The organism is Ruegeria sp. YTSA064 (assembly GCF_059610325.1).
In genome coordinates, this window is record NZ_JBXWNK010000008.1 from 1 (window position 1) to 26263 (window position 26263).

Sequence of the window (26263 nt, forward strand, 5' to 3'; positions counted from 1 at the left end):
GCGTCTCAACCGTCTCTCCGGCTCGTCTCCGCCGTTCCCAGCGTCCCAGCAACCGCCTCAGCAGCGCCGGTGAAGGGCGTTCTATGCCTTACACATTCAACGCGCAAGTGGAAAATTCAAGAAAGTCGTAAAAAACACAAATATCAAATTTTAATGCACAAAAACAAACGGTTATGAGAGCGACTCAGCCGCAGCACCCGGAAGTCGCTAACGCCGACCATCGCAAAACAGCACCTCAGATATGTTATTCACACGGTTACCCACAGACTCGCCCGCGAGTCAGACTGAATCGGCCTGCCTAAACCGGATCAGGAGTGTTGTGACCGGCAGACGCATGGCCAGTAGGCCGAGGATGATCGCCAGATAGACCAATGGCTCGATCTGAAACCCCTTCGCCAGCATCACATAATGAAGCGCCCCCAGAATTGCTGCTGGATAGATCAGACGATGTAATTTGCGCCACCGAGACCCCAAACGGCGAACCGACCAGTTGTTGGATGTGATTGCAAGCGGCAGCAACAATACAAAGGCAGCCATGCCGACCGTGATATAGGGCCGCTTGATAATATCCGCCCAGATTTGGCTGGGAATCTGGACATCCAGAACCAGCCAGATCAACAGATGTAACGCGACATAGGAAAATGTCAGTACGCCTATCACACGGCGGAACTTCATCAGATTTAGCCCAACGAAGCGGCGCAAGGGCGAAATCGCGAGACCCAAAATCAGAAGTTGTAGCGCCAGTTCGCCAAATTCATGCTCGAGCGCCTCGATCGGCTCGACCCCGAGGCCACCGGTCATGCCCTGATAGAACAACCAGGGCGCTGGCAGCGCGCCCAGCAGATAGACGGACCAAATGGGGATCCGTCGCAAGAGGTCGTTGAGCCGCTGCATCATCTTAATAGTTCTTCGCCAGATCCATGCCTTCGTAAAGGCCGGCAACTTCGTCTTCATACCCGTTGAACATCAGCGTCGGGATTCGCTTGGCGAACAGACCTCCGCCGATCTGGCGTTCCGAGGCCTGCGACCAGCGGGGGTGATCCACATTGGGGTTCACATTGCTGTAGAATCCATATTCACGCGGACCCGCCAGGTTCCAACTGGTCGGAGGCTGCGTATCCGTCAGGGTGATCCGCACAATCGATTTGATCGATTTGAAACCGTATTTCCACGGCACTACCAGGCGTAGAGGCGCACCGTTCTGGTTCGGGATGTCCCTGCCATAAATCCCGGTCGCCATAATGGTCAGCGGGTGCATCGCCTCATCCAAACGCAGCCCTTCGCGATACGGCCAGTCGAGCACCGGATATGCGACACCCGGCATCTCATCGGGTCGATAGGCTGTTTCAAAGGCCACATATTTCGCGCCGTCCTGAACACCGGCCATGCCAAGCAAATCTGCCAGCTCGAACCCGTTCCAGGGGATGACCATCGACCATGCCTCGACACAGCGGAAGCGATAGATTCGCTCTTCAACCGTCATTTCAGACATGATGTCCTTGAAATCATACTCTCCGGGGCGGTCGACCAAGCCGTCGATGGTGACACTCCAGGGTTCGGTCACCAGCGTGTGCGCATATTTCGCCGGGTCATCCTTGCGGGTCCCGAATTCGTAATAGTTGTTGTACGAGGTGATCTCTTCCCAGGTATTCGGCTCAAGCGCCTCGGCCGCTGCGGGTCGTGCAAAGCCCGCCAGCCCGACACCCGCCAAACCGGCCATGACCTGCCGCCGGTTCAGGAACGCCGCCCTTGGGGTGACGTCTGCATGCGTCAGTTTGTTGGTCCAGCGATGCGCCATTTGGTTCTCCGTCATTCATTAACCTCGGAACTGAGGTAAGGTCTGATAGCACAGAGCCAAGGAAACAGGCGTCACGATTGAGCGAACAGATTGTAACGAAAACTCGGCGTGCTTTGGCGCAGAGATATCAGTCACCCGATGTTCTAGCCGACAACACGGTTTATTTCGCAGCCCAGATTGACCGCCTGATAGGTCGGAAAAGGCAGCCGGGCCGAAGTTTCGATATCGCGTCGAACCCAGTCCTGCGCCTCCAATTGCTTGAGCGAGGATGACAATGCACGATCCGTGATCACCTGAAGGTCGGACCTAAGCCCGGAAAAGCGCCGAGGTTGGCGGGTCAGCGCCAGAATAGGAACCGTCCAGCTGCGGCGCAGTAGCGTCAATTCGGTATCATCCGGCACCAAAGCCATGATTTCTGCCGCTACCGCCGCCGCCTGTACTCCGGCTTTGGTCAAACGGAATTCAGGTCGCAAAGGGTGGCCGTGGCCCGGGTTCCGTTCAAGCAGGCCAAGGCTGACCAGATGCTCCAGACTTGCTGCAAATGCCGTCCGGCTTGCCCCGGTCGCAGCGAGTAATGGGGCCTGCCTGCCCGGAACCCCACTGTGCAACTGCGCAAGAATGTTCAGCGACCAGGCCCGAGAGGTAAGCTTGACAAGTAGCTTTATGTCCATAAAGTATAGTTACTTTATTTTAGGACAAAAGGAAAGTTCCATGCCCCTCGTTTCCTTAGAAAACACCATCACTCTTGCCATTTCGGTCAAAGACCGCCACGCCAGCGCACAATGGTACAATGAGAAGCTCGGGTTTGAATTGGTTCATCATATTGATGAGGCGGGTTGGAGCGAGATGCTCACCAAAACCGAAGGCGTGACCCTTGGTTTGGGTGAGCAGGCAGAACCAGCGCCCGGAAACACCGTTCCGGTCTTTGGTGTTGCTGATATCGCAAGCGCACGCGATGCTTTGGAAGGGGCTGGAGTTCGGTTTGACGGCGAAACCGAGACGATTGAGGGGATGGTCAGCACTGCCACATTTTACGACCCGGACGGCAATGCAATGATGCTGGCGCAGGACTTGGCCGGACAGGCCTGAACGCTCTCAACCCTTTTTCGCGCCACTACCAAAAAAAGACCCGTCAGATTGACGGGTCTTTTCAGTTCTTAAGGCTTAGTGAACCACGGCATCGTCAGGACGTGGGCGTTCAGACGTTCCCAACCGATCGCCGATGATCAATCCATCCGTGCCTGCTGTTACAGGTACAGTCTCACCATCCTTGATCTCACCGGCCAGCAAAGCCTCGGCCAGCGGGTTCTGCAAGGCACGTTGGATCACGCGCTTGAGCGGGCGGGCACCGAAAACCGGATCATAGCCTTCGTTTGCCAGCCATTCCTTAGCCCCATCGTCCAGAACCAGCTCGATCTTTCGGGCGGCCAAACGTTTCTGCAGACGTGCCATCTGGATATCGACGATGCCATCCATATCGGCCCGTTTGAGACGGTCGAAGATGATCGTTTCGTCCAGGCGGTTCAGGAACTCGGGCCGGAAATGCGCCCGGACCGCATCCATCACATCGCGCCGTGCCTGGGCGCTGTCCGCACCTTCGGGCAACTGGCTGAGCGCCTGAGACCCGAGGTTCGACGTCAGGATGATCAGCGTCTGCTTGAAGTCCACGGTGCGACCCTGACCGTCGGTCAGTACGCCATCGTCCAGAACCTGCAACAGCACGTTGAACACATCCGGGTGTGCCTTTTCGACCTCATCGAACAGCACGACCTGATAGGGCCTGCGCCGTACGGCTTCGGTCAACACACCGCCTTCATCATAACCGACATAGCCCGGAGGGGCTCCGATCAGACGGGCGACCGCGTGTTTCTCCATGAACTCGGACATGTCGATGCGCACCATCGCGTTATCGTCGTCGAACAGGAAGTTCGCCACAGCCTTGGTCAATTCGGTCTTACCCACGCCGGTTGGCCCGAGGAACAGGAACGAGCCCAGCGGGCGGCCTTCATCGTTCAAACCGGCACGCGCACGGCGCACGGCGTTGGCCACGGCGGTCACTGCCGCATCTTGACCGATCACGCGGGAATGCAGATCGTCTTCCATCCGCAGCAGCTTCTCGCGCTCACCTTCCAGCATTTTCGAGGTCGGGATACCCGTCCAGCGCTCCACCACCGAAGCGATCTGCTCTGGGCGCACCGTTTCCTCGGCCATCATGGCGTTGCTCTCGGCGTTCTCGGCCTCGGTCAGCTTTTTCTCAAGCTCAGGGATGACGCCATAAGACAACTCGCCCGCCTTGGCGAGATTGCCTTCCCGTTTGGCGATCTCCAGATCGGCCCGCGCTTTGTCGAGCTGTTCTTTCAGATCACGGGCACCCGCGAGCTTGTCACGCTCGGCCTGCCATTGAGCAGTCATCTCGGCGGATTGCTCCTGCAGGTCGGCGAGGTCCTTTTGCAAGGTTTCCAGACGATCCTTGGAGGCCGCGTCATCTTCAAGCTTCAGCGCCTCTTCCTCGATCTGCATCTGCAGGATCTGACGGTCGAGTTGATCGAGTTCTTCCGGCTTGGAGTCCACCTCCATCCGCAACCGAGACGCCGCCTCATCGACAAGGTCGATGGCTTTATCGGGCAGGAAGCGGTCGGTGATATAGCGATGCGAGAGCGTCGCCGCCGACACGAGTGCCGAGTCGGAAATACGCACACCATGGTGCAGCTCGTACTTTTCCTTGATGCCACGCAGGATACTGATCGTGTCCTCGACGGTCGGTTCAGCCACCACAACGGGCTGGAACCGGCGCGCAAGGGCCGCGTCTTTTTCGACGTATTTGCGGTACTCATCCAGCGTCGTCGCACCAATACAGTGCAACTCACCCCGGGCAAGCGCGGGTTTGATCAGGTTGGCAGCGTCCATCGCGCCGTCGGACTTCCCAGCCCCGACCAGCGTGTGCATCTCGTCGATGAACAGGATGATCTCACCGGCGGCCTCGGTGACCTCGGTCAGAACGGCCTTGAGTCGTTCTTCGAACTCACCGCGGTATTTCGCACCAGCGATCAGCGCACCCATGTCGAGCGCGAGCAGCTTCTTGTCCTTCAGCGATTCCGGCACGTCGCCGTTGACGATGCGCAGGGCCATACCCTCGGCAATCGCAGTCTTACCGACGCCGGGCTCCCCGATCAGAACCGGGTTGTTCTTGGTGCGGCGCGACAGAACCTGCATCGAACGGCGGATTTCCTCGTCCCGCCCAATGATCGGGTCGATCTTGCCTTCGGCTGCGGCTTCGGTCAGGTCGCGCGCGTATTTCTTAAGCGCGTCATAGCCCTCTTCCGCCGATGCGGTGTCAGCGGTGCGCCCCTTGCGGATGTCGTTGATCGCTTCGTTCAGTTTCTGGGCGGATACGGCACCGGCCTCCAACGCCTCTTTGGCTTTGGATTTCACCATACACAGCGCCATCAAAACGCGTTCGACCGGCACAAAGCTGTCGCCCGCCTTGGTGGCGATCTTCTCTGCCTCGTCCAAAACCTTGGCAGTCTGGCCATCCATATAAATCTGGCTCGCGTCGCCGCTGACCTTTGGGATCTTGCCCATTGCAGCGTCCAACGCCTCAACCACACGGTTCGGTGCGCCGCCAGCGCGTGTGATCAGGTTGCTCGCCAACCCCTGATCGTCATCCATCAATGCTTTCAGAATATGTGTGGGTTCCAGCCTTTGGTGCCCCTCACGCAGCGCAATGGTCTGCGCCGCTTGCACGAATCCCCGTGCCCGCTCGGTGAACTTGTTCAAGTCCATAGCTTTCTCCTTCTCCTAAGCGCCCCGTTTTGATGCGCCCGCTTGGCGGCACGCGTCGTTCTGGGCCTCACATTCAATTTGGGAAATGTCTTTTCCCGTTCAAGGGGCTAGAGCAGATAAATCGGCGTCACCCGCGCGGAATGGAATAGACGGAATAACCGCCGGTTTGGCCCATCAATTCAGCATCATACATTTCAACCAAAGATTGCTCGGCACTGCTGCCTGTGGGGCATGAAACCAGATCAGCTGTATGATCGAGGAAGTTGCCGGTATAGGCTGTCTCCCCTGTCAATTGACACCAGTCGTCTTCCGATCGATACCCACGCACCAGCAGAAGATTGTCATTGGTTGGAGCCGGTGCAGCACCAGTTTCGGGCGGATCACTCTGAGGCGCGTCTTCGCATGCGGCCAACATCAGTGCCACGCCAAGTAGAATTACTTTTTTCATCTTTTTTATCCCTGTTCTGAACGTTTGCACATTAGCACATTGAGCAATTTAGTACGTGAACCGCTTCACCTCAGGCTTCGCGCATAGACAGATCGCTCCGAACTCGTTAGGACGCACACGTTTGCCAAAAAGGAGCCCCCTATGTCCGATGACCGCCTAATCGTAGCCCTCGATGTCCCAAACGCCCTGCAGGGTCTGGCCATGGCTGAGCGGCTGGGGGATGCTGTTTCGTTTTACAAGATCGGGCTGGGGATGCTGACCGGCGGCGGGCTGGCATTGGCCAACGAACTTAAACAGGATCACGGCAAGCGCATATTTTTGGACATGAAGCTGTTCGATATCGGCAATACTGTTGAAAATGCGGTGCGTGGGTTGGCGCAGTTTGACTTGGACTTCCTCACTGTTCATGGCGACCCGCATGTGGTGCGCGCCGCAAAGGAAGGTGCAGCGGGCAAAGACCTGAAGATTTTGGCGGTTACCGTCCTGACATCCCTGAACAGGGACGATTTGGATGCGAGCCTTCTGAAAGCGGGCGACGTTCAGGACCTCGTGGTTGAACGTGCAGCCAAGGCATTTGAAGCGGGGGCCGATGGCGTCATCGCTAGCCCTCAGGAGGCTGCTCTGATCCGGGCCCTACCCCAATCCGACGGCCGTCTGATTGTCACGCCTGGAGTGCGCCCGGCTGGCGCTGCTCATGGCGACCAGAAACGAGTCGCAACCCCTGCCAGCGCAATTGGAGACGGCGCGGACCACATAGTTGTGGGTCGTCCGATCTATAAGGCTGAGAATCCACGGGCCGCCGCAGAAGCCGTTCTGAACGAACTAATTTCTTTGCCGCGGCACTGACTGAGCAACCGGATTAATGCAGAATAGAGGACAAGTTCGACCTGCAACCAGTTGACCTAACGTCAATTTTCACTGCAGCCGCGCCAAATCGCCCCTGTGCCCGAAAACACACATGAAAAATACGAGTTTATTGCACGATTGGCTTGAAGGTATCGAAATGGGCGAATTTGCGCGATTCTGGACTTGAGACACTCCCCAACGGGCCATCTCTTCCTGAGGTCCGTTTCCTCCCCCCGCACCAGCGGGGGGCTTTCTTCTGAGAACAACCAACCCTTTTCCACTACCCAAGTTCGGTAAGGTAATCCTTTAGACGGACAACGAAATTGGGTATCGCAAGTGGGTCGGCCAAATAATCTTGAGGGTGCATCAGGCACCATCCCTGCCCTTCGTCACCCAATTGGACAAGATGCACATCTTGGGCCGGGCGTCGGGCAACAAAGAACCAGTTTTGATCGTATTGACGGGACCATACAATATCAGTTTCCGACAAGTTCAGCCCAACTTCTTCGACCGTCTCTCGCAACGCACATTCTATGGGGGATTCGCCCTCCTCTCGCCCTCCGCCGGGGAAATCGAAATGCCCGGGAAAGGGGATATCATCTTTTTGGTCTCGCAAAATCACAAGCAATTCGTCCCCGAGGAACAGCGCAGTTTTGGCCCCGGTGAAATCCATCAATCCCCTTTTTATTCCGGCCCAATCGAGATAGATTCTAACCGACCCAGAGACTTCGCCAAGTCGAAACTGGACCGAAAGAACCTGTGATGCCTGCTATCTGTCGCGATTGTTTAAATCAAATAGAGCAGAGCAAGCGCTGCACATACTGTGGCAGCCCACGATTGAAATCGCACCCCGAGTTGTTCGATCTAACCATCGCTCATATGGATTGCGATGCCTTCTACGCATCTGTCGAAAAGCGCGATAATCCCGAACTGGCAGACAAGCCGGTGATTATCGGGGGTGGGAAGCGCGGGGTGGTATCGACCGCGTGTTATGTCGCGCGTATACGCGGCGTGCGATCAGCGATGCCGATGTTCAAGGCACTTCAGCTGTGCCCCGACGCGGTCGTGATCAAACCGCGCATGTCGGTTTATGCCAGCGTTTCACGCCAAATCCGGGAGATGATGGACGAATTGACGCCTGTTGTGGAACCGCTGTCACTGGATGAGGCGTTTATGGACTTGTCGGGCACTGAACGACTGCATGGTGCGCCACCAGCTGTAATGCTGGCACGGCTGGTCAGACGAATGAAGGATGAACTTAGCTTGACCGGCTCAATCGGTCTTAGCCACAACAAGTTTTTGGCCAAGGTCGCTTCAGATCTGGACAAACCGCGCGGGTTTTCGGTGATCGGCAAGGCTGAAACAGCTGAGTTTTTGCACGATAAACCAGTGAGGCTGATCTGGGGAATCGGCCCGGCTGCGCAAGAATCGCTGGATCGTGTAGGAATTCGAACATTTGCCGATCTTCTGCGCTGGGACCAGGAGGCACTGACCGCCCGGTTCGGATCGATGGGCTATCGCTTATGGCATCTGGCCCGAGGGCAGGATAAGCGGCGCGTCTCTGCGCATGAACCGATGAAGTCGATAAGCAACGAGACCACGTTTTTTGAAGACACCGCCAGCATCGAAATATTAGACGGACACCTGTGGCGCATGTCCGAAAAAGTGGCCGATCGTGCCAAAGCCAAGGGATTGGCGGGTCGGATTGTGACGCTGAAACTGAAACAAACCGATCACAAAGTCATTACCCGGCGCGTGTCGTTGCGCGACGCGACACAGATCGCGGATAGGATATATCGCACGGCGCGCGGATTGTTCGATCAGGTTGGGGATCAGGGCCCGTATCGCCTGCTTGGATGTGGCCTATCCGATTTGTGCACCGAGGATCAGGCTGATATTTCGGGTGATTTGCTGGATCCCGGTGCCACACGCAGATCCCAGGCTGAGCGGGCCACAGACGATATTCGCCGCCGATTTGGTAATGATGCGATCGTTAAGGGACGCGCGCTGCGCTAAGGTTATTCGGCAGCCAGCGACAACGGCTCGGACCCTATGGAGGCAATCTTGCCGGTGACCTGCCGCAGCACCTCACGGAACGACTGAAAGTTGCCGTTTGGCTGAATTGTATCTTCGTCCATATAAAGAGAGCGGTCGATCTCGATCTGGATCGCGTGTTGCTGCCGGGTTGGGCGTCCATAGGTCTGAGCGACATAGGCCCCTGCGAAGGGCGCATTACGAGCTACATTCAGACCCGCATCTGTGAATGCAGATTCAATCTGATCGACGATCACCCCCGAAGCAGCAGCACCAAACCGATCACCTAGAACGATCTCGGGGCGCGCACTGCCAGAGCCGCCGGCCATTGCGACCGCCTCATGTGGCATCGAGTGGCAATCGATCAGGATCGCTTGCCCAAACATCTCATGCGATTCGGACAGAAGGGATTTCAGTTTTTGGTGATAGGGCCGCCAGTAAGTGTCGATCCGCAGGCGCGCTTCGTCCATCGTCAGCTTACCACTGTAAATCGCGCGCCCATTGGCAACCACGCGGGGGACCACTCCCAGCCCCGAAGCCACACGCGGATTGTGCCCGTGACGGCGCGCGCCCTGAATCAGCGCCGGATCCAATTCATCAGCACTGCGATTCAGGTCCAGATAGGCGCGTGGCATGGCCGCGGCGAGGAATGGCGCTCCGGATTCCGGGGCCGAGTCGAATAGCTGATCGACATAGGCATCCTCGGAAGACCGAATCATTTTACGGTTCAGTACAGACCGTTTAAGCAACGACGCGGGATATGCCCGACCACTATGCGGAGAGGCAAATACCACGCATGAGGTACGCTCTGCGGGCATATCCAGAACATAGGCTGCATTGGTCGCGGCGTTGGGCATGGGCTCTCCGTTCGTTCGCATTGAACATAGACCGGAAAATAGTTCTGCCAAACCCCTTGATCCCCCTAACGACTCCTTTTATAGACCCCGCTACCGGCGCGGGGTTCCGCGCCCCATTTCGTTATGGGGTAGGCCAAGCGACGGTTTCATGGGCGGTTAGCTCAGCGGTAGAGCACTTCGTTGACATCGAAGGGGTCACAAGTTCGATCCTTGTACCGCCCACCATGAATTCACTGCTTCGGATTTCCGGGGCACCCGATTAACCCAGGCGCTGGCCACGTCCTTGATGAAGGCGCCGCAGATTGGAGACAGACCATGAAGGTCAAGAACTCGCTCCGCTCGCTCAAGAACCGGCACCGTGATTGCCGGGTTGTGCGTCGCAAAGGCCGCGTCTACGTGATCAACAAGACGCAGCGCAAGTTCAAAGCTCGTCAGGGCTAAGAGCTGCACATATCCGAATAAGAAACCGCGCCTTTGAGCGCGGTTTTTTTGTTTAGGGTTGAAATGATTTGTGCGACGCCTGGGTTAAGAGAGTTTGGCCGAGTGCCAGACATGTTTGACCGTCATGTAGTTCTCCAACCCTTCGGTTCCGCCCTCACGGCCATAGCCGCTAGATTTCACACCACCAAAAGGCGTTTCGGGCATCGAGGCTTCGAGCGTGTTGATCGACAGATTGCCCACCTCGACCTCATCGATCAAACGGTCGATATAATCTGCACGATTGGTGAAGGCATAGCCTGCCAATCCATAAGGCACCGAATTTGCCTGCTCAATCGCATGATCCAATGAAGTGACCGGATTGATTACCGCGACCGGACCAAAAGGTTCTTCCTGCATGATACGCGCTTTGTCGGGCACATTCAGTAGGACCGTGGGCTGAAAGAAGTAGCCTTTGTCACCATGTTTGGCTCCGCCCGTCGCAACCGTCGCGCCCTTTGCGCGGGCGTCTTCCACCAGTTCTGTCAATGCAGGTACCCGGCGATCATTGGCCAGTGGCCCCATCTCAACATTTTGGCCCATCCCGTTGCCGACAACAGTTGCAGCGGCGCGTTCGACGAACGCGTCTGAATACGCATCGAAGATGCTTTCATGGGCAAAGAACCGAGTCGGTGATGTACAGACCTGCCCGGCGTTGCGCATCTTTCGAACCGCGCTTGATACACCTGCCGCCCGAACATCGGTATCTTCGCAGACAATTACGGGCGCATGGCCCCCCAGTTCCATCAGCACCTGCGTCATATGTTCGGACGCAAGCGTGGTCAGATGGCGGCCCACTGCTGTCGAACCGGTAAAAGCCACAAGCCGGATCGGTTCCTGCGGGATCAAGTGGCCAGAGATTTCTGCTGGGTTGCCGAACACAAGATTCAACACACCCGGAGGTAATCCAGCGTCGTCAAAGGCCTTTGCGATATGGATTGCACCCGCCGGTGTTTCTTCGGCCGCTTTCAAGATGATCGAACAACCTGAGGCGAGTGCACCAGCGATTTTCCGTGCCGGTTGGCTCATAGGAAAGTTCCAAGGTGAAAACGCGGCGACCACACCGATGGGCTGGTGATGTACCGCGAATTTGTGACCCGGCGCAGCGGGTATGATCCGTCCATAGGTGCGCATTGCTTCGCCCGCGTCCCACTCAAAGAACTCGACCCCTCGGATCACCTCAAGTCGGGCCTGTTTTAGCGGTTTGCCATGTTCCAAAGTGATGGATTGAGCGATTTCCTCCTGACGTTCCCGCATCAGTGCAGCAGCACGCAGGATCGTGTCAGCACGTTCGCGTGGTGCGGTGCGGCTCCAGATTTTGAGACCTTTGACAGCCGCATCAAGCGCATCATCCAGATCGCTTTTGGACGCACAGGGAAGACGTGCGATTTCTTCTTCGGTCGCCGGGTTCACGACAGGCAGATCCTGGCTGGTCGTGCGCCATTTTCCTGCGATGAACAGCTTAAGCTCAGGATACATGTAATTGATGCCTCCGAATTAGGACCCTTTCAACTCATGCAATGGCTGACATTACTTCAAGTGAATTGGATGAATACTGATATCAAATTGGCGAATACCTGATCCTATTTCTTTTGCACTGCTTGGTGTAGCGCGGCTTTGAAAGCCCGGCCTGCCGGGGACAGATCGGCATCGGCACGAAATGAAACTCCGATGGGCCCCTGACCAAAGGGTACGTCCCAATCCAACGGCGTCAAATAACCGTGGGCAACGTCCTGCGAGACAACTTCTGCCGGCATAAGCCCAATCAAATCGCGCGATTGCAGCAAAGCCCGGTTGGTTAGGTAGGACACGGATTCTATCATCACCGGCGGCACATGTTGTTGCTGACCAACGAAGAAATGGTCGAGCTGTCGTCTGAGTGTGGTTTCCAATGGGGGCACAATCCAGCCAAAAGGCTTGGTCTGGGCAAACGAGATGTTCTTACGCCTGGCAAGGGGGTGCTGATTGCCAACAATTGCAAGTATGTGATCCTCGAACAGTTTCTCCTGCCTGATCTTGTCACGGTGTCGGTGCGAGGGCAGGCGTCCTACCACCATATCGATTTCACCTGACAGCAATCGGGGCATCAGAACTTCATTCGTGCCTTCATTGATCTTGATTGCCACGTTCGGGCGATCGGCCAACAATATTTCAATTGCCGTTGGCAGCAGGCTGGTCGAGGCGGCGAGCAGAGTACCCACAACCACACGCCCCGAATTCCCCTCATTCAGGTCATCAAGTTCCTGCGCTGCGTTTGAGACTTGTGCAAAGATCAGCTTGCCATGACGGATCAGGGTCTCTCCGAACACAGTTGGGATAACGCCGCGATTGGTTCGGCTGAATAGTTTGACCTCAAAGTCTAGTTCCAGATCCTGAATCATCTTGGTCGCGGCGGGTTGCGAAATGCCCAGCTCGCACGCAGCATTCTGGATATTGCCGTGTGCGCCTACGGCAACAAGCAAACGCAACTGGCGCAATTTCAGCCGAGTCAGGGCGCGGTCGACAATGCGTGAATGACGCCCCACCATGATCAGAGCACGACTGGACTTGAAATCTGTTCGAGTTTCGAGACGACGCTCATCGCGGCCAGTGCTGAGCTGCGCGGATTGTCAGGCAGGGAATTTCCGCTGATCTGAAAATGGAACTGCCCGAAATCGCCTTCGGCTTCGATCTCGTGGATGTTGCGCGTAATCGAAGGGTCAGCGATCAGACGGACCTGCGTTTGGTCGAAACCCAGCCCTGCCAGCGCGACCGCCGCCGCAACATTCGCGTTCTTAGGAAATCTCAGTGCAGCCTCTCGGGCGGTGCCTTTGAAATGCGTTTCCGCGATTGTCAGAGCCTCCAGGTGCAGTTTGTCCGCTGCCGGTGAACCCATCCAGCCCAGTGGCGGTTTCCGCCCGACATAGGTGACTTTTTCCAGCTTGCCCGTCGCGGCGGCACTAAGGCAATCGAGCGCTCCGATCGCACCGCTGGCCAGATGCAGCTTTGCCCCACCTTCCCGTGCGGCCGATGCCAACGCATCTGCCACCCTCTGATCCGCCAGTGCGCCAATGGAAACGGTAACCAGATCGAGGCCGCAAGCCAGAATCTGGGGCCCGTACTCCTCCAGTGCCCGATGGCCCGCGCAATCAATCACCAGTTCCGTATTCGCCGTGAGATTCGAAACCGAATCTACAAACAGTTCCGGATTTTGCGAAACGCTGCCCGATCTCACCAGCACCGCGCAAACCGAATGTCCCCGGGCCTGAACCGCGTTCGAAACATATTGCGCAATCGCGCCTTTACCAATCAATCCGATCCTCATGTGGCAAGCCTACTCCAGCGCTAAAGTTTTCTAAATTGATAATCCATGGATATTCTATTTTCCGATATCCAATTCCCGGCTTTCGCGTTGGATCAGGTGGAATGATCGGGCTTTCATGGTGCGGTCAACCGGAAGGCCCGTCTGAAATGAAATACTCCAAGCACAATGCAAAAGCCTATGCACGCGAACACATGACAGGAATTTGGGCAGCAGCCCTGAATCCGTTCAATGACGACCTTACGCTGGATGAGGCGGGGTTGAGGTCGAATATCCGGCACTGGATTGATGATCTGGGCATTCAGGGCCTGTTTGTAGCGGGCAAACAAGGCGAGTTCTTTTCGATGAGCCTTGAAGAGCGCAAACGAAACTTTGAGGTTGCCGTCGATGAATGTGCGGGCAAGGCCGGTGTGATCGTTTCAGTTTCGGATCAGAACATGGACACAGCGCTGGACCTAGCACGCCATGCGCAGAATTGCGGTGCCGACTACGTCGTTCTGCATGCGCCCGTTCTGAGTTTTGTTCAGGAACGCGGAGAGGTTCTGTACCAATATTATAAGCGGTTCTGCGACGAGCTTGATATTGGAATCGCGATGTGGAGCCATCCGGACAGCGGATATCTCATGCAACCCGAGGAATGCGCGCGGATTGCCGATCTGCCCAATATCGTTGCGATCAAATACTCGGTCCCGCGCGAGATGTACGTGAAGCTGACCCATATGGTCGGCGACAAGATTCAAGTCTCTACCTCAGCCGAACATGAGTGGCTGGATAACATCCTCGAACTGAACTGGAAACTGTACCTGTGCTCGTCACCACCCTACCTGTTGCAGAGCAATAACGACCAGCGGATGAATGAATACACGCGGCTGGCCTTTGCGGGCAAAGCAGATGAAGCACGCAAAGTGTTCGACAGCCTGAACCCAGTGCGGGACGCAATGAAGCGTACCCGGCCTGCGGACAAACCCACCGCCTTTGGCAAATACTGGCAGGAACTATTGGGACAAACTGGCGGGCGTGTACGGCCCCCGATGTTAGAACTGACAGAGGCTGAAAAAGAGATCATTCGCAATGGGTTCGAAGAAAGCGGACTTAAGGTTTAGCCCGATAGATATAAGCAAATCAGATATCTAAATGCAGATAATTTCTTTGCGGTTATGGAAAAACAGGCCAATCTTCTACTAACAGGGAGTGTGATATGTCGAAGTTAAGAGCATTCAACTTTCAGAAATGGATCGACGAACACCGTCACCTGCTGAAACCGCCTGTCGGCAATCAACAGATCTGGGAAGATGCCGACCTGATGGTCACTGTGGTTGGTGGACCGAACAAGCGGACCGACTACCATGACGACCCGGTCGAAGAGTTTTTCTACCAACTCGAAGGTGACATGGTATTGAAACTGTTTGATGGTAATGAGTTCTACGACGTCCCAATCCGCGAGGGCGAGATTTTCCTGCTGCCGCCCCATGTACGTCATTCTCCGCAGCGCCCTCAGGAAGGCTCGATCGGGTTGGTTATAGAACCCAAACGGCAGACAGGTGATCTGGACGCTATCGAGTGGTACTGTTTTGAGTGCGGGTCGCTCGTTCATCGAGCCGAGATGCAACTGCAGTCCATCGTCAAAGACTTGCCGCCAGTCTACGAAAAATTCTATGCATCGGAAGAGGACCGAACATGCCCCCAGTGCCGGACCGTGCATCCGGGCAAAGAGCCGCCAGAAGGCTGGGTCACCCTCTGACACCAACAATAAAACAGGGAAACACATGAGACATTTTGCTAAGATCGCCGCATCAGCAGTCGCGCTTGCTATGACATCGCTGGCCGCCCATGCAGATGAATTCCGTCTGGGCCTGATTACTCCACCCCCGCATATCTGGACCAAAGCAGCAGAGTCCTTTGGGGCCGAGTTGAATGAAGCCAGCGGTGGCGCTCATTCCGTTTCGGTTTTCCCGGCCCGCCAGTTAGGGAACGAGGCCGAGATGTTGCAGCAACTTCAGACCGGTGCGCTGGACATGGCGTTCATGACGGTGGCCGAGGTATCGAACCGCGCACCAGAATTGGGTGCGTTTTACGCCCCCTATCTGGCGGATGATATTGGCCATGCTGGGCGTATCCTGCGTTCCGATACCGCCAAAACAATGCTGGAGCCCCTGCCCGGTCAGGTTGGCGTCGTGGGCGTTGGCTACGGTATGGCTGGCCTGCGCCAGATCGTCAGCCGGGGAGAAGTGTCATCAGCCGACGACTTGTCAGGCCTGAAACTTCGGATCACGCCCTTCACACCGATCCTTGATTTCTACAACGCAGTTGGGGCTGCTCCAACTCCGATGCCCCTGCCGGCGGTCTACGACGCACTGGCCAATGGTCAGGTCGATGCCATCGACATGGATGCTGAGTTGATCTGGGTTCTGAAATACTATGATCACGCCGATACGATCGTGCAGTCGGACCACATGATGTTCCCAATGGTCGGTCTGGTTTCGGCCAAGGTCTGGGCCGGTCTATCCGATGAAGATCGCGCAATGATTGGCGATCTGATGGCCAAGCATGTGGACAGCACCATCGATGCCTATGTCGCCAATGAGGCCAAGTGGCTCGATCAGATCGAGGGAACCGGCAAGGCCTACAAGAAAGTGGATGCCTCGTTCTTCGGCGATGCCATCGAGGAATGGAACGGTATCTGGTCGGAAAAAACCTCATCCCTTGACGCATTGCGGGCGACTGCGGCAGAAACCAAATAAAGGTGAATACATCAAGGAAAGGGCGTAGGTCGATCCTGCGCCCTTTTTCATAGGGGATCAGCGATGTTGTACCGGCTGTCAGCCGCCTGGGCGCGAGTAGAGTTGTGGTGTGCCGCAGGTTTGGCGGTCTGCGTGACCCTTTTGATCTTGCTGAACGTGGTGACACGCACAGCTGGAAACGCGCTTTTCTGGGTGGATGAGTTGGCGATCTATGCGATGGTCTGGATGACGTTTCTAGGCGCATCAGCAGCATTGCATCACCGCAACTCGGTCTCGATTACGCTCGTTGTTGATCTGGTACCACCTCATATCAGGGCAATCATCGGCAAGGTGGTGGATCTGGTTGTATTCGTTTTCGCAGCCGCGATGCTGTACTTCTGCTGGCGCTGGTTCCTACCTTTGGATATCGCGCGCGCTGGATTCGATACAGCGACCTTTCAGGGCAACACTTTCAATTTCATCTATGCCGAGCCAACCCTGACTCTCGGGCTGCCGAAATATCTGTTCTGGCTGGTCATGTGGCTGTTCGCTCTGGGGGCCACATTGCATTCCACGATGCACCTGCTGGCTTGGCAAACTAAGGGCGCGCAATCATGAGCCCGATTGTCTTTCTGGCCGCACTGCTTTTGTCGGTTCCCGTCGCCATCGTTCTTGCTATTACGGCGATCTGGTACATCTGGGAGAGCGGTAATACTGTTCTCTATGACAGTTTTGCCCAGAAGATGTTTGGCGGGCTGGAGAATTATGGCCTGCTGGCGATCCCCCTGTTCATGTTAACCGGAGAGCTGATGAACGAAGGCGGCATGACGCGTCGCCTGGTTGCTTTGGCGCGTGTCTTTGTGGGCGGGTTCCGAGGTGGGCTTGCCTATATCAACCTGTTAGCCAACATGTTCATGGCCGCCATCATTGGCTCTGCCACCGCGCAGATTGCCGTAATGTCGCGCGCCATGGTCCCCGCGATGGAAGAAGAAGGTTATGATAAAGGCTTTGCCGCCGCGACCACAGCGGCGGGAGGCCTGCTGGCGCCCGTCATTCCGCCCTCGATGATGTTTGTCATCTTCGGGGTTCTGGCTCAGATCCCGATCGGCGACATGTTCATCGCAGGAATCATTCCGGGTCTACTGCTGGCCGGGGCCTTTGCGCTGGTGATCACTTTGATTGGGTGGTCGCAGCAGTTTCCCAAGGGCGTCTGGATGTCACGTGGCGACGCGATGCGCGCTCTGATCGCTGCCCTGCCCGCCCTACTGATCCCTGTTTCGATCATCGGAGGCATCCTGTTCGGCATCGCCACGCCAACCGAATCCGCCGCCATCGCCTCACTGATCGCGTTTCTGGTCGGATGGTTGATCTACGGCGATCTTAAACCTCAAAACCTGGGCGAGATGTTCAAAAGAACCGCCTCAAACGCGTCAATGATCCTGTTCATGATCGCCGCTGCCAGCGTTTTCGGCTGGGTTATTATCTACGAAGAAATCCCCCAACATCTGGCCGGTTTAATCACCTCAATTACATCCGATCCGTTTCTGTTTCTGCTGATCGTCAATCTCGCCCTGCTTTTGGTTGGAATGGTCATAGACGGCATCGCAGCGATCATTCTGATCACACCCATTCTTTTGCCCATCGCAACCGGATCCTATGATATCAGCCCATATCAATTCGGTGTTGTCGTTTGCCTGAATCTGGTTCTGGGCCTGCTGACGCCACCTGTCGGAATCGGTCTCTACATCGCTTCCACAATGAGCGGCACGAGCCCGGGGGCTATTCTCAAATCTCTTTGGCCCTTTCTAATCGCAGTTGCCACCGTTCTGATCCTACTAAGCTACGCTCCAATACTGTCGACGGCTTTGATATAGCCCGTTCTACCCGGTTAGGTCTTTGTTGGGTGGTTCATCATCGTTTCCAACCCCGTGTACCGCAGAACGATTTTTACAAGAATAGCCGCCCATTCTTGATCCAATCCTTGGTTAAAATCACCTTGCGATAATCAATAGTATTAATAATTATACAACTGCATAACAATGGCATTTCATGGATTGGAAATGATAACCCAAGGTCGGAAATTCACGCGTCAATCCGCCGAATCTCGACGTGAAGCCCTGATTCAGGCGACGTTGGACCTGATTGCGGAGATAGGTTTACACGGCGCAACTGTCCGCGAAATTACCGCTCGCGCAAACGTTACGCAGGGATTGATCCGGCATTATTTCTTATCGAAAGAAGAGCTGATTCAGGCCGCTTATGAACATCACATGAACGCTCTGACCGATCAAACAACAGCCGCGGCAGGTGATGGAACCGCGGTGTCTCAGCTAACCAATTTTGTGACTGCGTCGCTACAGCCTCCGGTAGTTGATCCAGCTGCCATAGCGTTATGGGCCGGTTTTCTGAACCGGGTGCTCCATGACCCCAAAATGCAGTGTATCCACCAACAGACCTATACCTATTTTCGCGACAAACTTGAGAAACTGATCGTCGCGGCATTGAACGAATCCGGACACACGGTCAAAGCATCCGAGGCAACTCAACTAGCGATCGCCTGCAACGCGGTACTTGATGGGCTTTGGCTTGAAGGTGGCGCCATCCCGGACGCTTTCTCTGATGGGCAACTAGCGCAGATTGGGCTGACAGCGATCAGTGCGATCATCAGAATTCCGTTAACCAAAGATATGAGGCAGCCTTGAGAACCACTGACGTAACTAAACGGCTCGCCAACCTGGGAGGGGCGAAATGGGGTGTACACCTGAAAGCACGAGAGCTTATCAAAACTGGTGCGGATATCGTCGAGATGACAATTGGCGAACCAGACGTCCCTGTTCCAGATACACTGATTGAAGCCACCGTATCTTCGCTAAGGGCTGCGCGCACTGGGTATTCCAATGGCCACGGTGAACCTGGTTTACTTACAGCGATTGCCGAACGCTACACAGCCAACCGAGGGCGAGTTTTTGAACCTGAGAATGTTTTGTGCTTCCCCGGAACCCAAACCGCATTGTTTGCAGTAATGGCCGGGGTGGCTCAGACCGGAGACGAGGTTCTTGTCGGGGACCCGATGTATGCGACTTACGAAGGGGTTATTCGCGCGTCTCTCGCTGACGTGGTGCCCGTTCCGCTTCGACCTGAATGCGGATTTCGCATGCAGGCGCAGGACATCGCGCCGCGGATAACATCGCGCAGTCGCGCGATTTTACTAACCACACCACACAACCCCACAGGTGCAATTCTGACCGAGGCAGACATTGCCGAGATTGGACAATTGGCTATCAAACATGATTTGTGGATTATCTCAGACGAAGTCTATGAAGAACTCGTCTATGAAGGCGCTAGATTTGTTTCGCCATTAGCTATGTCGAATCTGGCTGATCGCGTTATCGCGGTTTCTTCGATCTCGAAATCACATGCGGCCCCGGGGTTCCGCAGCGGTTGGTGTGTCGGACCCGTCTCATTTTGTGAGGCTTTGCTGCCTTTTTCCGAAACCATGCTGTTCGGGAACCAGCCTTTTATTGCAGACATGACAGAACTGGCGATCCGAAGCGGATCTGAAGTGGCCCCTGAAATGGCTGAACGATTTGCGTCGCGCGCCACCCTGTTGGCCGAGCGACTGCGCGCCGAAACGAAGCTGACAGTACACCGGCCAGAGGCAGGGATGTTTGCACTTATCAACGTCTCAGCCACCGGTTTAAACGGAGAGGCCTACGCCTGGGATCTGCTACAAGCTGGCGTGGCCGTCATGCCCGGATCAGCCTTTGGCGACGGCTTGAACGATTGGGTACGTGTCGCGCTGACGATCAGTGATGCCAAATTTTCCACAGCGGTCAGCCGTATTGTGGACCACGCCAATTTGTTAACCTGCGAACGCATCAGAGCAAGGCATGCTTAGACGCCGCATTAGAAAAAATGTTCATGATAGCATCGCTCTAAAGCGGTTGATCTTAGTTGGTTCTACAAGTTTGATTTAGCCCCAACACATAGGGCTATGTCACTTGAATTGGTCTCGTTTGCGGCCAGAGGGCACGTGATCACCCATACATTTAACATAAAACGGGACGCGCAGAGCTTACGCGGTTCACTCCGAATAATGACTGCACCGGCAACTCAACTGCAGTATCCGATGCCTTATCGTTTAAGCCTTCAAGCGCGGCGACAATTTGACCAAGTAATTTTGTCGGAATTACTTGCATCTCCTGCCAAATCGTCTAATTGACTGTTTCAGTCGGGTAAGCGCCCGCACCGAATTGTAATGTTGGGACACATCATGCTGAAATCCTCCACATGTATCGCCGTCGTCTTGACGGCTCTGATCTCCACCTCGGCTGCAGCCGAAGGTGAGCTGAACCTTTATTCTTCGCGCCACTATGACACTGATGAGCGCCTGTATTCTGACTTCGAAGACGCCACCGGCATCACCATCAACCGCATTGAAGGCAAAGCAGATGAGTTGATCGCGCGGATGGAAGCTGAAGGTGCGAATTCACCTGCCGATATCCTTCTAACAGTCGACACGTCACGTCTGGCCCGCGCCAAGAATGCTGGTATTCTGCAGCCCATCGAAAGTGCAGTGCTGGAAGAACGCATCCCGGCCAATCTGCAGGATCAGGACAATCAGTGGTACGGATTCTCGCAGCGCGCACGGATCATCTTTTACGACAAGGCCGACGTTGCCAATCCCCCGGCCACCTATCTGGATCTGGCCAAGCCAGAGTATGAAGGACTGATCTGTATACGGTCGTCAAGCAACACATATAACCAGACACTTTTGGCGTCGATCATCACCAACCACAGTGCGGAAGAAGCCAAGAAATGGGCCGAAGGCGTTGTCGCCAATATGGCCCGCGAGCCACAGGGCGGTGACACCGACCAGCTGCGCGGTATCGTTTCCGGCGAGTGTGAGATCGCTGTTTCAAACTCCTACTACTTTGCTCGTGCCATGCGCAAAGACGTAAAAGGCCTGAGCGCAGATATCGATATGATCGGCGTGCAGTTCCCGGCTCAAGACGCCGAGGGCGCTCATATGAATCTGTCGGGCGCCGGTGTCGCGGCGAACGCGCCGAACAAAGAGAACGCCATCAAGTTCCTCGAATATCTCGCGAGCGATCAGGCCCAGGTATATTTCTCAAACGGAAACGATGAGTTTCCCGCGGTCGAAGGTGTAGCACTGGCCGACAACGTTGCAGCGTTGGGTGATTTCAAAGCGGATGAGGTGAACCTTTCGGAAGTCGCCAAGAACATCCCCGAGGCCCAAAAAATCTTTAATGAGGTTGGCTGGAAGTAAGTTATCTGGCAACCCGAGCAGTTAAGGGCGCGGATATTCCGCGTCCTTTTTTGTTGCGCACTACATTATTTTTGGCATAATTCTCAATTATGAAAATGATTCCCATATTTGATCTATGCTAGACAACCTCTCAAACCGCCTTGCAAAACGTCTGAGCGAGTTGCGTCAGGGCCGTGGCTGGTCGCTTGAACAACTGGCTGACCAAAGCGGTATCAGTCGAGCCACCCTTTCGCGGATGGAAAATGGTGATGTTAGCCCAACCGCCGAAACCCTTGGACGTTTATGTGCGGCTTACAGCTTGCCGATGTCGCGCTTGTTGATGATGGTCGAGGACAGTTTCGACCCTAAGGTGCCTTTTGAAAAGCAACCCGAATGGCACGACGCCGAAAGCGGTTTTACGCGCCGGTCGGTCTCACCTCCGGCGACGGGACTCAGCGGTGAAGTGATGGAGGGCCATCTGCCCCGCGAAACCGTCATAAACTACGAGACACCACCCAAACCGGGGCAGGAACATCATCTGATTGTTCTGGACGGCGAATTGGCGCTGACAGTAGACGGAGTGCGCCACGCACTCAGCGGCGGCGACTGTCTGCGCTATCACTTGTCCGGACCCACGCGGTTTGAAACCGGGGCGAAACGAGGCGCGCGTTATCTGCTGGTGCTAATATGATCTCGCGCTTGCCCGAGGCCTTTTTCGATGCCGCACTGGAGGATTTGTCGGATATCCTTCATCGGTGCGTGCATACCGGTTCCAGCATAGGTTTCATCCTGCCATTTTCACACGAAGCCGCCCTTACTTATTGGCGGGATCGGGTGCGCCCCGGCCTGCGCCAAGGCACGCTCGATCTGTTCGTTGCCTATGGTGATGGACGCATTCAAGGTACAGTGCAATTGATTCAAGCCACAATGCCAAACCAGCCCCATCGTGCAGATGTTGCCAAACTGCTGGTCCACCCCGATGCGCGCCGCCGTGGGCTGGGACGCGCCCTGATGACCGCTTTGGAAGCACGGGCGGTTGAACTGGAAAAATCCTTACTGGTTCTGGATACCCGTAGCTCCGATCCTTCACGGGTATTGTACCAGTCGCTGGGTTTTCAAATCTCTGGCGAAATTCCGAACTATTGCCGCAACCCGTTCGAAAATCGACTGGAACCCACAACCTATATGTTTAAGGACCTGAGCTTATTACCGGTCGTCAAAACAGTCGGTTAAATCTCAAAAACTCAACCCGGTGCCCTTCAGGCAAGTTCGCGATCTCTGCCGGGATTACCGCCAACCCGTCGGACTGCGCCAGCAATGCCACCCGCCCGCTGTAGGATGCCGCCAGACATCGCAACTGCGGAGTCCCCTCTGGTGATGTGCCTTCAATCCGCACCGGCCGATATTCCTGCCTACCTGCTTGGCGTTGCAATGGCTCTGCCAGAACAGCTTGCTCGCTTACCGGCTGAGTGTGGCTCAATCCCGCCTTCCGCGCCATTATGTGCGACCCGATGATCTGCCATGTGACATAAGCAGATACTGGATTGCCCGGTAGCCCAACATATAGCGCATCCCCACGGCGCCCGAACATGATTGGCTTGCCCGGCTTCATTGCCACCTTCATCACATCAGTCTCACCGCCAATTTCCTTGAACAGGCGAGGCATATGATCTTCATCCCCCACCGAAACGCCACCTGTGGTGACGATTAGATCAGACGTTTCACAAGCCTCCTCCAACACGCGCTTCAGAAGTTTGGGGTCATCTTCGATCTGGCCGCAATCCGTTAAATCAATCCACGGCTTGTTCAACAAAGCCAACAGCATATACCGATTGGAGTTGTAAATCTGGCCGGGGCCCAGCACTTCATCCGGCTCGCGCAACTCACTGCCAGTCGAAAAAATTGTCACCCTCAGTTTGCGATATACCTTGACGCGCCCGTGACCAGAAGACGCCAGTACGGCAGCTTCGCGCGCCGTAATCTCACATCCGCGGGACAGAATCTGGGTCCCGACCTGTAAATCCTCGCCCGTGCGGCGTATGTGTTGACCGGGCTTGGGCCGACGAGAAAATCGGATGCGGTCAGCGATTACGCTGCAGTCCTCTTGCATAAGAACGGCATCAAACTCCGTTGGAACCGGAGCGCCGGTAAAAATTCGCAAGGCGCTGCCCACAGGTGCGTTGTGCACTCCGCTATCACCGGCGGCCATTCGCCCGCCTATCGGCAATTCAAACTCAGGCCCTTCGTCCAGATCACCAGTCCGAATGGCGTATCCATCCATGGCCGAATTGTCGAAGGCTGGCATGTCGACCTTACTATAACACTCCTCGGCCAGTACACGCCCGATCGCTTGCTGCAGCGGTAAGGATGCAGTGTTACCAACCGGGTGCGCGATCGACAGGCCAAGGGTTAAGGCCGCATCCACGGTTTGATATATGAGAGCGTTACGGTCACAATCACACCCATCAGCCATTTTGAGCCCTCTTAATCCATTACTCCGATCGATCTGGCAGGCCAGAGATCGACGTGGCGAATTTAAAGAGCGGTGAATTGCAGTTCTTTGATCGAGGTTAAATCTGCAATAAATTCGAGATCAGCTATTTTGCCTCTGAAAGTGGGCTGTGTGCCAAGCCAACCCAATCACTCTAGCTCTGCAGTTGGCGATTCTGGCGGGTCAATCAAATTCGGACACGCGCAAATTTAACTACGCCCGAGGTTTTGACCGCTATACATCAATATCCAACGCCAGCGCATGAATACGCGGCACGATGTCCCCCAACGCTTTATGAACCGCGCGATGGCGGGCGACACGAGATTGGCCAGTGAAGGCTTCAGACCGGATGCGAACGTTGAAATGGCTCTCTCCACCCTCTTGATAACCTGCATGACCGCGATGGCTTTCGCTATCATCGACTACATCAAGCTCAGTCGGATCAAATGCTGCCTGCAATCGGTTACGGATTTCGTCGGTCACGCTCATTTTTTTGCTCAACGGCAAATAAATTGCCGTTCCCCTCTTCTACTTTCGGCTGCTTAGATTAAACTGCTGCCTCCGAGTCGAAAAGATGCCTTCGTGAGGTTGTGCAGATGGTAAAGTCAGATCCCTTCGGGTTCGATATGTCCGTGTCCAGCGCTAAGAAAAAGAAGCCGCGCGGGCGCCGAGGCATGTCGGGTGCGTCCGAAACTTCGGTGCGAATCTGCGATCACGAGGGTTGCGAAGAGGCCGGCAAGTTCCGCGCGCCCAAGGCACCTGATGTTCTGGATGATTTTTTCTGGTTCTGCCAGCAACACGTGCGCGAATATAACCAGAAATGGAATTTCTTCGACGGCACCACCGAGGCCGAGTTGAACGCACAGCGCTCGAAGGACAAAGTGTGGGAGCGTGAGACCAAACCTATGGGTGACCCCGAAGCACGAGCATGGGCACGCCTGGGCATCGAGGACCCGCATCAGGTTCTGGGCGAAAACGCCACCAAGAACCCCGGCCGTGCCAACTCTGGCGGCCGCCGCCTACCCCCCACCGAACGTCGCGCGATCGAGATTCTCGAAGCTCAGGACAGCTGGTCCAAGGCTGAAATCCGGAAGGCTTATAAGAAACTGATCAAGGTGCTACACCCCGACATGAACGGTGGTGACCGGTCGCAGGAAGAACAGTTGCAAGAGGTCGTCTGGGCTTGGGACCAGATCAAGGACAGCCGCAGCTTCAAGTAAGGTTATGCGGGAGCGGTTCGGCTTGGTACACGAATAATGCTTGTTTCGCGACATTTTCCGATTCCCCGATACATGCTGTTTGTAGGATCAATCCACTTGTAGAACGTCGCCAAATCGGGTTTGGCGGCGTAGAGGTGCCCGAGATTGTGCTCGGCTGGGCATTCAGCGCCGCGTTTGCTTGCTTATCATGGATGGCACGAGCGAGGCACTCGTCGGATCGCAAGGCTCTATGCCGTGGCACCACACAGTACATTCCGCTCCATAATAACCGGCCAGGTTCACCGGACGGCCACTTACGCTTTGGTTCAATCAAAAATCAAACGCCGTCTGAACCGGCGGGGAATATGGCTCGATCATTTCTTCGCCTTCGCTATCGCGCTTAATCGGTCTTACAGCGTGAAACTCGAAGCGGCCCTCGTAACCTGCTCCAAGCGATTTCTGAGCGTCCTGAGGTGTCGTTACCCCTGACAACCAGCTTTCAATCTCATCAGGCGTCAGGATGACCGGCATACGACTGTGAATATGGGCAATCTGCGGGCTTGGCTGACGGGTTAGAATCGAACAATTGTGACTTCCGTCTTGTGTTCGAACAAAACCGGCGAAGAACATGGTAGGTGCGTTGCGCTTGACCGTAATAAAGACCGGGCAATCATGGCCCCGGTCTTTTGGCCACTCATAGTACCCCAACGCCGGGATCAAGCAGCGGCCGTTGTCCCAGTAATCTTGCCAGAAACCTACATTTTCAATCTTCGAGTTTATGACGGGCTTCGCGCTACGCGGGTCCTTCAACTGCCAGCGTGCGGTTGTCAGTTCTGCGGTGCCATTCGCCCACCGGATCATGCCGATCTGATTGGTCGGGGAAACATTATAACCGCCTGTTGGCAACTGGTCGGGCAAATGAGCCGAAACTTTTCCGTAGAGAAAATTCTCGAGTATCGCCAACATCTCGCGCTGCGTCAGGTGACCGGCTGCAAACTTACCACACATGCCACGATGGTATTGGGTGGCTATAATCGGGG

At 55.5% G+C, this 26263-nt stretch carries 28 protein-coding genes, 1 tRNA gene and 1 pseudogene; 16 read left to right on the plus strand and 14 right to left on the minus strand.

The features are described from left to right. Positions 1-279: 279 nt before the first annotated feature. From msrQ to AC2FI7_RS13005, 3 genes are all read right to left on the minus strand, one after another. Positions 280-894, minus strand: a complete 615-nt coding sequence (msrQ, locus tag AC2FI7_RS12995; RefSeq protein WP_029621906.1) for a protein-methionine-sulfoxide reductase heme-binding subunit MsrQ — start codon at positions 892-894, stop codon at positions 280-282. Between the two features lie 4 nt (positions 895-898). Next, positions 899-1798 (minus strand): protein-methionine-sulfoxide reductase catalytic subunit MsrP, encoded by a 900-nt coding sequence (gene msrP / locus AC2FI7_RS13000; RefSeq protein ID WP_010441161.1) that lies wholly within the window; start codon positions 1796-1798, stop codon positions 899-901. Positions 1799-1941: 143 nt separating this feature from the next. Next, positions 1942-2469 (minus strand): winged helix-turn-helix transcriptional regulator, encoded by a 528-nt coding sequence (locus AC2FI7_RS13005; protein WP_010441159.1) that lies wholly within the window; start codon positions 2467-2469, stop codon positions 1942-1944. Positions 2470-2509: 40 nt separating this feature from the next. Here AC2FI7_RS13005 and AC2FI7_RS13010 point away from each other — a divergent pair, with 40 nt between their 5' ends. Then, positions 2510-2887, plus strand: a complete 378-nt coding sequence (locus AC2FI7_RS13010) for a VOC family protein (RefSeq protein ID WP_010441157.1) — start codon at positions 2510-2512, stop codon at positions 2885-2887. A 75-nt stretch (positions 2888-2962) separates the two neighbouring features. Here the strand turns inward: AC2FI7_RS13010 and clpB are convergent, their stop codons facing one another. After that, on the minus strand, positions 2963-5581 hold the full coding sequence (gene clpB / locus AC2FI7_RS13015) for an ATP-dependent chaperone ClpB (RefSeq protein ID WP_010441156.1): 2619 nt from the start codon (positions 5579-5581) through the stop codon (positions 2963-2965). Between the two features lie 127 nt (positions 5582-5708). After that, a complete protein-coding gene (locus AC2FI7_RS13020) occupies positions 5709-6029 on the minus strand; it encodes a hypothetical protein (RefSeq protein WP_010441155.1) in 321 nt (106 codons plus the stop codon). 141 nt (positions 6030-6170) lie between these two features. Between AC2FI7_RS13020 and pyrF the strand changes: the two genes are divergently transcribed. Then, complete coding sequence (gene pyrF, locus AC2FI7_RS13025) at positions 6171-6875, plus strand: orotidine-5'-phosphate decarboxylase (protein ID WP_010441153.1); 705 nt, start codon at positions 6171-6173, stop codon at positions 6873-6875. Positions 6876-7155: 280 nt separating this feature from the next. Here pyrF and AC2FI7_RS13030 read toward each other — a convergent pair whose 3' ends face one another. Next, the gene (locus tag AC2FI7_RS13030; protein ID WP_496816168.1) at positions 7156-7548 is read right to left on the minus strand and encodes an NUDIX hydrolase; all 393 of its coding nucleotides are present in this window, start codon (positions 7546-7548) and stop codon (positions 7156-7158) included. Positions 7549-7637: 89 nt separating this feature from the next. Between AC2FI7_RS13030 and AC2FI7_RS13035 the strand changes: the two genes are divergently transcribed. Beyond that, the gene (locus AC2FI7_RS13035; protein WP_496833427.1) at positions 7638-8891 is read left to right on the plus strand and encodes a DNA polymerase IV; all 1254 of its coding nucleotides are present in this window, start codon (positions 7638-7640) and stop codon (positions 8889-8891) included. A 2-nt stretch (positions 8892-8893) separates the two neighbouring features. Here AC2FI7_RS13035 and AC2FI7_RS13040 read toward each other — a convergent pair whose 3' ends face one another. Next, a complete protein-coding gene (locus AC2FI7_RS13040; RefSeq protein ID WP_496816169.1) occupies positions 8894-9766 on the minus strand; it encodes an N-formylglutamate amidohydrolase in 873 nt (290 codons plus the stop codon). A 150-nt stretch (positions 9767-9916) separates the two neighbouring features. On the opposite strand from AC2FI7_RS13040, the gene AC2FI7_RS13045 reads away from it, so the two are divergent. Next, positions 9917-9991, plus strand: a tRNA-Val gene (locus tag AC2FI7_RS13045). Positions 9992-10081: 90 nt separating this feature from the next. Continuing rightward, a complete protein-coding gene (gene ykgO, locus AC2FI7_RS13050; RefSeq protein ID WP_005648635.1) occupies positions 10082-10207 on the plus strand; it encodes a type B 50S ribosomal protein L36 in 126 nt (41 codons plus the stop codon). 84 nt (positions 10208-10291) lie between these two features. Here the strand turns inward: ykgO and AC2FI7_RS13055 are convergent, their stop codons facing one another. The 3 genes from AC2FI7_RS13055 to AC2FI7_RS13065 all read right to left on the minus strand — a co-directional run bounded on the left by AC2FI7_RS13055 (position 10292) and on the right by AC2FI7_RS13065 (position 13547). Further along, a complete protein-coding gene (locus tag AC2FI7_RS13055) occupies positions 10292-11722 on the minus strand; it encodes an NAD-dependent succinate-semialdehyde dehydrogenase (RefSeq protein WP_010441131.1) in 1431 nt (476 codons plus the stop codon). Positions 11723-11826: 104 nt separating this feature from the next. After that, entirely contained in the window at positions 11827-12771 is a 945-nt protein-coding gene (locus AC2FI7_RS13060; protein ID WP_496816170.1) for a LysR substrate-binding domain-containing protein, read from the minus strand. Positions 12772-12773: 2 nt separating this feature from the next. Then, positions 12774-13547, minus strand: a complete 774-nt coding sequence (locus tag AC2FI7_RS13065) for an aspartate dehydrogenase (protein ID WP_010441128.1) — start codon at positions 13545-13547, stop codon at positions 12774-12776. 146 nt (positions 13548-13693) lie between these two features. Here AC2FI7_RS13065 and AC2FI7_RS13070 point away from each other — a divergent pair, with 146 nt between their 5' ends. From AC2FI7_RS13070 to AC2FI7_RS13115, 10 genes are all read left to right on the plus strand, one after another. After that, positions 13694-14647, plus strand: a complete 954-nt coding sequence (locus tag AC2FI7_RS13070; protein WP_029621903.1) for a dihydrodipicolinate synthase family protein — start codon at positions 13694-13696, stop codon at positions 14645-14647. Between the two features lie 95 nt (positions 14648-14742). Continuing rightward, on the plus strand, positions 14743-15285 hold the full coding sequence (locus AC2FI7_RS13075; protein ID WP_010441124.1) for a 3-hydroxyanthranilate 3,4-dioxygenase: 543 nt from the start codon (positions 14743-14745) through the stop codon (positions 15283-15285). Positions 15286-15310: 25 nt separating this feature from the next. Beyond that, positions 15311-16285, plus strand: a complete 975-nt coding sequence (locus AC2FI7_RS13080; protein WP_010441122.1) for a TRAP transporter substrate-binding protein — start codon at positions 15311-15313, stop codon at positions 16283-16285. Between the two features lie 63 nt (positions 16286-16348). Next, a complete protein-coding gene (locus AC2FI7_RS13085) occupies positions 16349-16882 on the plus strand; it encodes a TRAP transporter small permease (protein ID WP_010441120.1) in 534 nt (177 codons plus the stop codon). Next, on the plus strand, positions 16879-18138 hold the full coding sequence (locus tag AC2FI7_RS13090) for a TRAP transporter large permease (protein WP_010441118.1): 1260 nt from the start codon (positions 16879-16881) through the stop codon (positions 18136-18138). Before AC2FI7_RS13085 ends, AC2FI7_RS13090 begins: the two co-directional genes overlap by 4 nt. A 165-nt stretch (positions 18139-18303) precedes the next feature. Further along, on the plus strand, positions 18304-18966 hold the full coding sequence (locus tag AC2FI7_RS13095) for a TetR/AcrR family transcriptional regulator (protein ID WP_496833429.1): 663 nt from the start codon (positions 18304-18306) through the stop codon (positions 18964-18966). Beyond that, the gene (locus tag AC2FI7_RS13100; RefSeq protein ID WP_010441114.1) at positions 18963-20162 is read left to right on the plus strand and encodes a pyridoxal phosphate-dependent aminotransferase; all 1200 of its coding nucleotides are present in this window, start codon (positions 18963-18965) and stop codon (positions 20160-20162) included. The genes AC2FI7_RS13095 and AC2FI7_RS13100 overlap by 4 nt, the downstream gene beginning before the upstream one ends. A 375-nt stretch (positions 20163-20537) precedes the next feature. Beyond that, positions 20538-21554 (plus strand): Fe(3+) ABC transporter substrate-binding protein, encoded by a 1017-nt coding sequence (locus AC2FI7_RS13105; RefSeq protein ID WP_010441112.1) that lies wholly within the window; start codon positions 20538-20540, stop codon positions 21552-21554. Positions 21555-21669: 115 nt separating this feature from the next. Next, positions 21670-22224, plus strand: coding sequence for a helix-turn-helix domain-containing protein (locus AC2FI7_RS13110; RefSeq protein WP_480456716.1), 555 nt, complete (start codon positions 21670-21672; stop codon positions 22222-22224). Beyond that, positions 22221-22766, plus strand: coding sequence for a GNAT family N-acetyltransferase (locus AC2FI7_RS13115; RefSeq protein WP_010441108.1), 546 nt, complete (start codon positions 22221-22223; stop codon positions 22764-22766). Before AC2FI7_RS13110 ends, AC2FI7_RS13115 begins: the two co-directional genes overlap by 4 nt. On the opposite strand, the gene AC2FI7_RS13120 is transcribed toward AC2FI7_RS13115, so the two are convergent. Then, a complete protein-coding gene (locus tag AC2FI7_RS13120) occupies positions 22750-24006 on the minus strand; it encodes a molybdopterin molybdotransferase MoeA (protein WP_010441106.1) in 1257 nt (418 codons plus the stop codon). The two genes, AC2FI7_RS13115 and AC2FI7_RS13120, sit on opposite strands and share 17 nt — an antisense overlap. Positions 24007-24258: 252 nt before the next feature. Continuing rightward, a complete protein-coding gene (locus AC2FI7_RS13125) occupies positions 24259-24513 on the minus strand; it encodes a BolA family protein (protein ID WP_010441103.1) in 255 nt (84 codons plus the stop codon). A 107-nt stretch (positions 24514-24620) separates the two neighbouring features. Here AC2FI7_RS13125 and AC2FI7_RS13130 point away from each other — a divergent pair, with 107 nt between their 5' ends. Further along, positions 24621-25244 carry a DnaJ domain-containing protein gene (locus tag AC2FI7_RS13130; protein ID WP_010441101.1) on the plus strand — a complete coding sequence of 208 codons (624 nt, stop codon included), beginning with the start codon at positions 24621-24623 and terminating at the stop codon, positions 25242-25244. 2 nt (positions 25245-25246) lie between these two features. Here AC2FI7_RS13130 and AC2FI7_RS13135 read toward each other — a convergent pair. Continuing rightward, positions 25247-25360 (minus strand): annotated as a pseudogene (locus AC2FI7_RS13135) (hypothetical protein); the annotation flags it as partial. 193 nt (positions 25361-25553) lie between these two features. Continuing rightward, entirely contained in the window at positions 25554-26231 is a 678-nt protein-coding gene (locus AC2FI7_RS13140) for an SOS response-associated peptidase (protein WP_050806456.1), read from the minus strand. Positions 26232-26263 lie beyond the last annotated feature (32 nt).

What these genes read in the sequence shown, in the direction of transcription:
- msrQ (WP_029621906.1), bottom strand. Translation starts at nt 894, where the DNA reads ATGCAGCGGCTCAACGACCTCTTGCGACGGATCCCCATTTGGTCCGTC.
- msrP (WP_010441161.1), bottom strand. Translation starts at nt 1,798, where the DNA reads ATGGCGCATCGCTGGACCAACAAACTGACGCATGCAGACGTCACCCCA.
- AC2FI7_RS13005 (WP_010441159.1), bottom strand. Translation starts at nt 2,469, where the DNA reads ATGGACATAAAGCTACTTGTCAAGCTTACCTCTCGGGCCTGGTCGCTG.
- AC2FI7_RS13010 (WP_010441157.1), top strand. Translation starts at nt 2,510, where the DNA reads ATGCCCCTCGTTTCCTTAGAAAACACCATCACTCTTGCCATTTCGGTC.
- clpB (WP_010441156.1), bottom strand. Translation starts at nt 5,581, where the DNA reads ATGGACTTGAACAAGTTCACCGAGCGGGCACGGGGATTCGTGCAAGCG.
- AC2FI7_RS13020 (WP_010441155.1), bottom strand. Translation starts at nt 6,029, where the DNA reads ATGAAAAAAGTAATTCTACTTGGCGTGGCACTGATGTTGGCCGCATGC.
- pyrF (WP_010441153.1), top strand. Translation starts at nt 6,171, where the DNA reads ATGTCCGATGACCGCCTAATCGTAGCCCTCGATGTCCCAAACGCCCTG.
- AC2FI7_RS13030 (WP_496816168.1), bottom strand. Translation starts at nt 7,548, where the DNA reads ATGGATTTCACCGGGGCCAAAACTGCGCTGTTCCTCGGGGACGAATTG.
- AC2FI7_RS13035 (WP_496833427.1), top strand. Translation starts at nt 7,638, where the DNA reads ATGCCTGCTATCTGTCGCGATTGTTTAAATCAAATAGAGCAGAGCAAG.
- AC2FI7_RS13040 (WP_496816169.1), bottom strand. Translation starts at nt 9,766, where the DNA reads ATGCCCAACGCCGCGACCAATGCAGCCTATGTTCTGGATATGCCCGCA.
- ykgO (WP_005648635.1), top strand. Translation starts at nt 10,082, where the DNA reads ATGAAGGTCAAGAACTCGCTCCGCTCGCTCAAGAACCGGCACCGTGAT.
- AC2FI7_RS13055 (WP_010441131.1), bottom strand. Translation starts at nt 11,722, where the DNA reads ATGTATCCTGAGCTTAAGCTGTTCATCGCAGGAAAATGGCGCACGACC.
- AC2FI7_RS13060 (WP_496816170.1), bottom strand. Translation starts at nt 12,771, where the DNA reads ATGGTGGGGCGTCATTCACGCATTGTCGACCGCGCCCTGACTCGGCTG.
- AC2FI7_RS13065 (WP_010441128.1), bottom strand. Translation starts at nt 13,547, where the DNA reads ATGAGGATCGGATTGATTGGTAAAGGCGCGATTGCGCAATATGTTTCG.
- AC2FI7_RS13070 (WP_029621903.1), top strand. Translation starts at nt 13,694, where the DNA reads ATGAAATACTCCAAGCACAATGCAAAAGCCTATGCACGCGAACACATG.
- AC2FI7_RS13075 (WP_010441124.1), top strand. Translation starts at nt 14,743, where the DNA reads ATGTCGAAGTTAAGAGCATTCAACTTTCAGAAATGGATCGACGAACAC.
- AC2FI7_RS13080 (WP_010441122.1), top strand. Translation starts at nt 15,311, where the DNA reads ATGAGACATTTTGCTAAGATCGCCGCATCAGCAGTCGCGCTTGCTATG.
- AC2FI7_RS13085 (WP_010441120.1), top strand. Translation starts at nt 16,349, where the DNA reads ATGTTGTACCGGCTGTCAGCCGCCTGGGCGCGAGTAGAGTTGTGGTGT.
- AC2FI7_RS13090 (WP_010441118.1), top strand. Translation starts at nt 16,879, where the DNA reads ATGAGCCCGATTGTCTTTCTGGCCGCACTGCTTTTGTCGGTTCCCGTC.
- AC2FI7_RS13095 (WP_496833429.1), top strand. Translation starts at nt 18,304, where the DNA reads ATGGCATTTCATGGATTGGAAATGATAACCCAAGGTCGGAAATTCACG.
- AC2FI7_RS13105 (WP_010441112.1), top strand. Translation starts at nt 20,538, where the DNA reads ATGCTGAAATCCTCCACATGTATCGCCGTCGTCTTGACGGCTCTGATC.
- AC2FI7_RS13110 (WP_480456716.1), top strand. Translation starts at nt 21,670, where the DNA reads ATGCTAGACAACCTCTCAAACCGCCTTGCAAAACGTCTGAGCGAGTTG.
- AC2FI7_RS13115 (WP_010441108.1), top strand. Translation starts at nt 22,221, where the DNA reads ATGATCTCGCGCTTGCCCGAGGCCTTTTTCGATGCCGCACTGGAGGAT.
- AC2FI7_RS13120 (WP_010441106.1), bottom strand. Translation starts at nt 24,006, where the DNA reads ATGGCTGATGGGTGTGATTGTGACCGTAACGCTCTCATATATCAAACC.
- AC2FI7_RS13125 (WP_010441103.1), bottom strand. Translation starts at nt 24,513, where the DNA reads ATGAGCGTGACCGACGAAATCCGTAACCGATTGCAGGCAGCATTTGAT.
- AC2FI7_RS13130 (WP_010441101.1), top strand. Translation starts at nt 24,621, where the DNA reads ATGGTAAAGTCAGATCCCTTCGGGTTCGATATGTCCGTGTCCAGCGCT.
- AC2FI7_RS13140 (WP_050806456.1), bottom strand. Translation starts at nt 26,231, where the DNA reads ATGTGTGGTAAGTTTGCAGCCGGTCACCTGACGCAGCGCGAGATGTTG.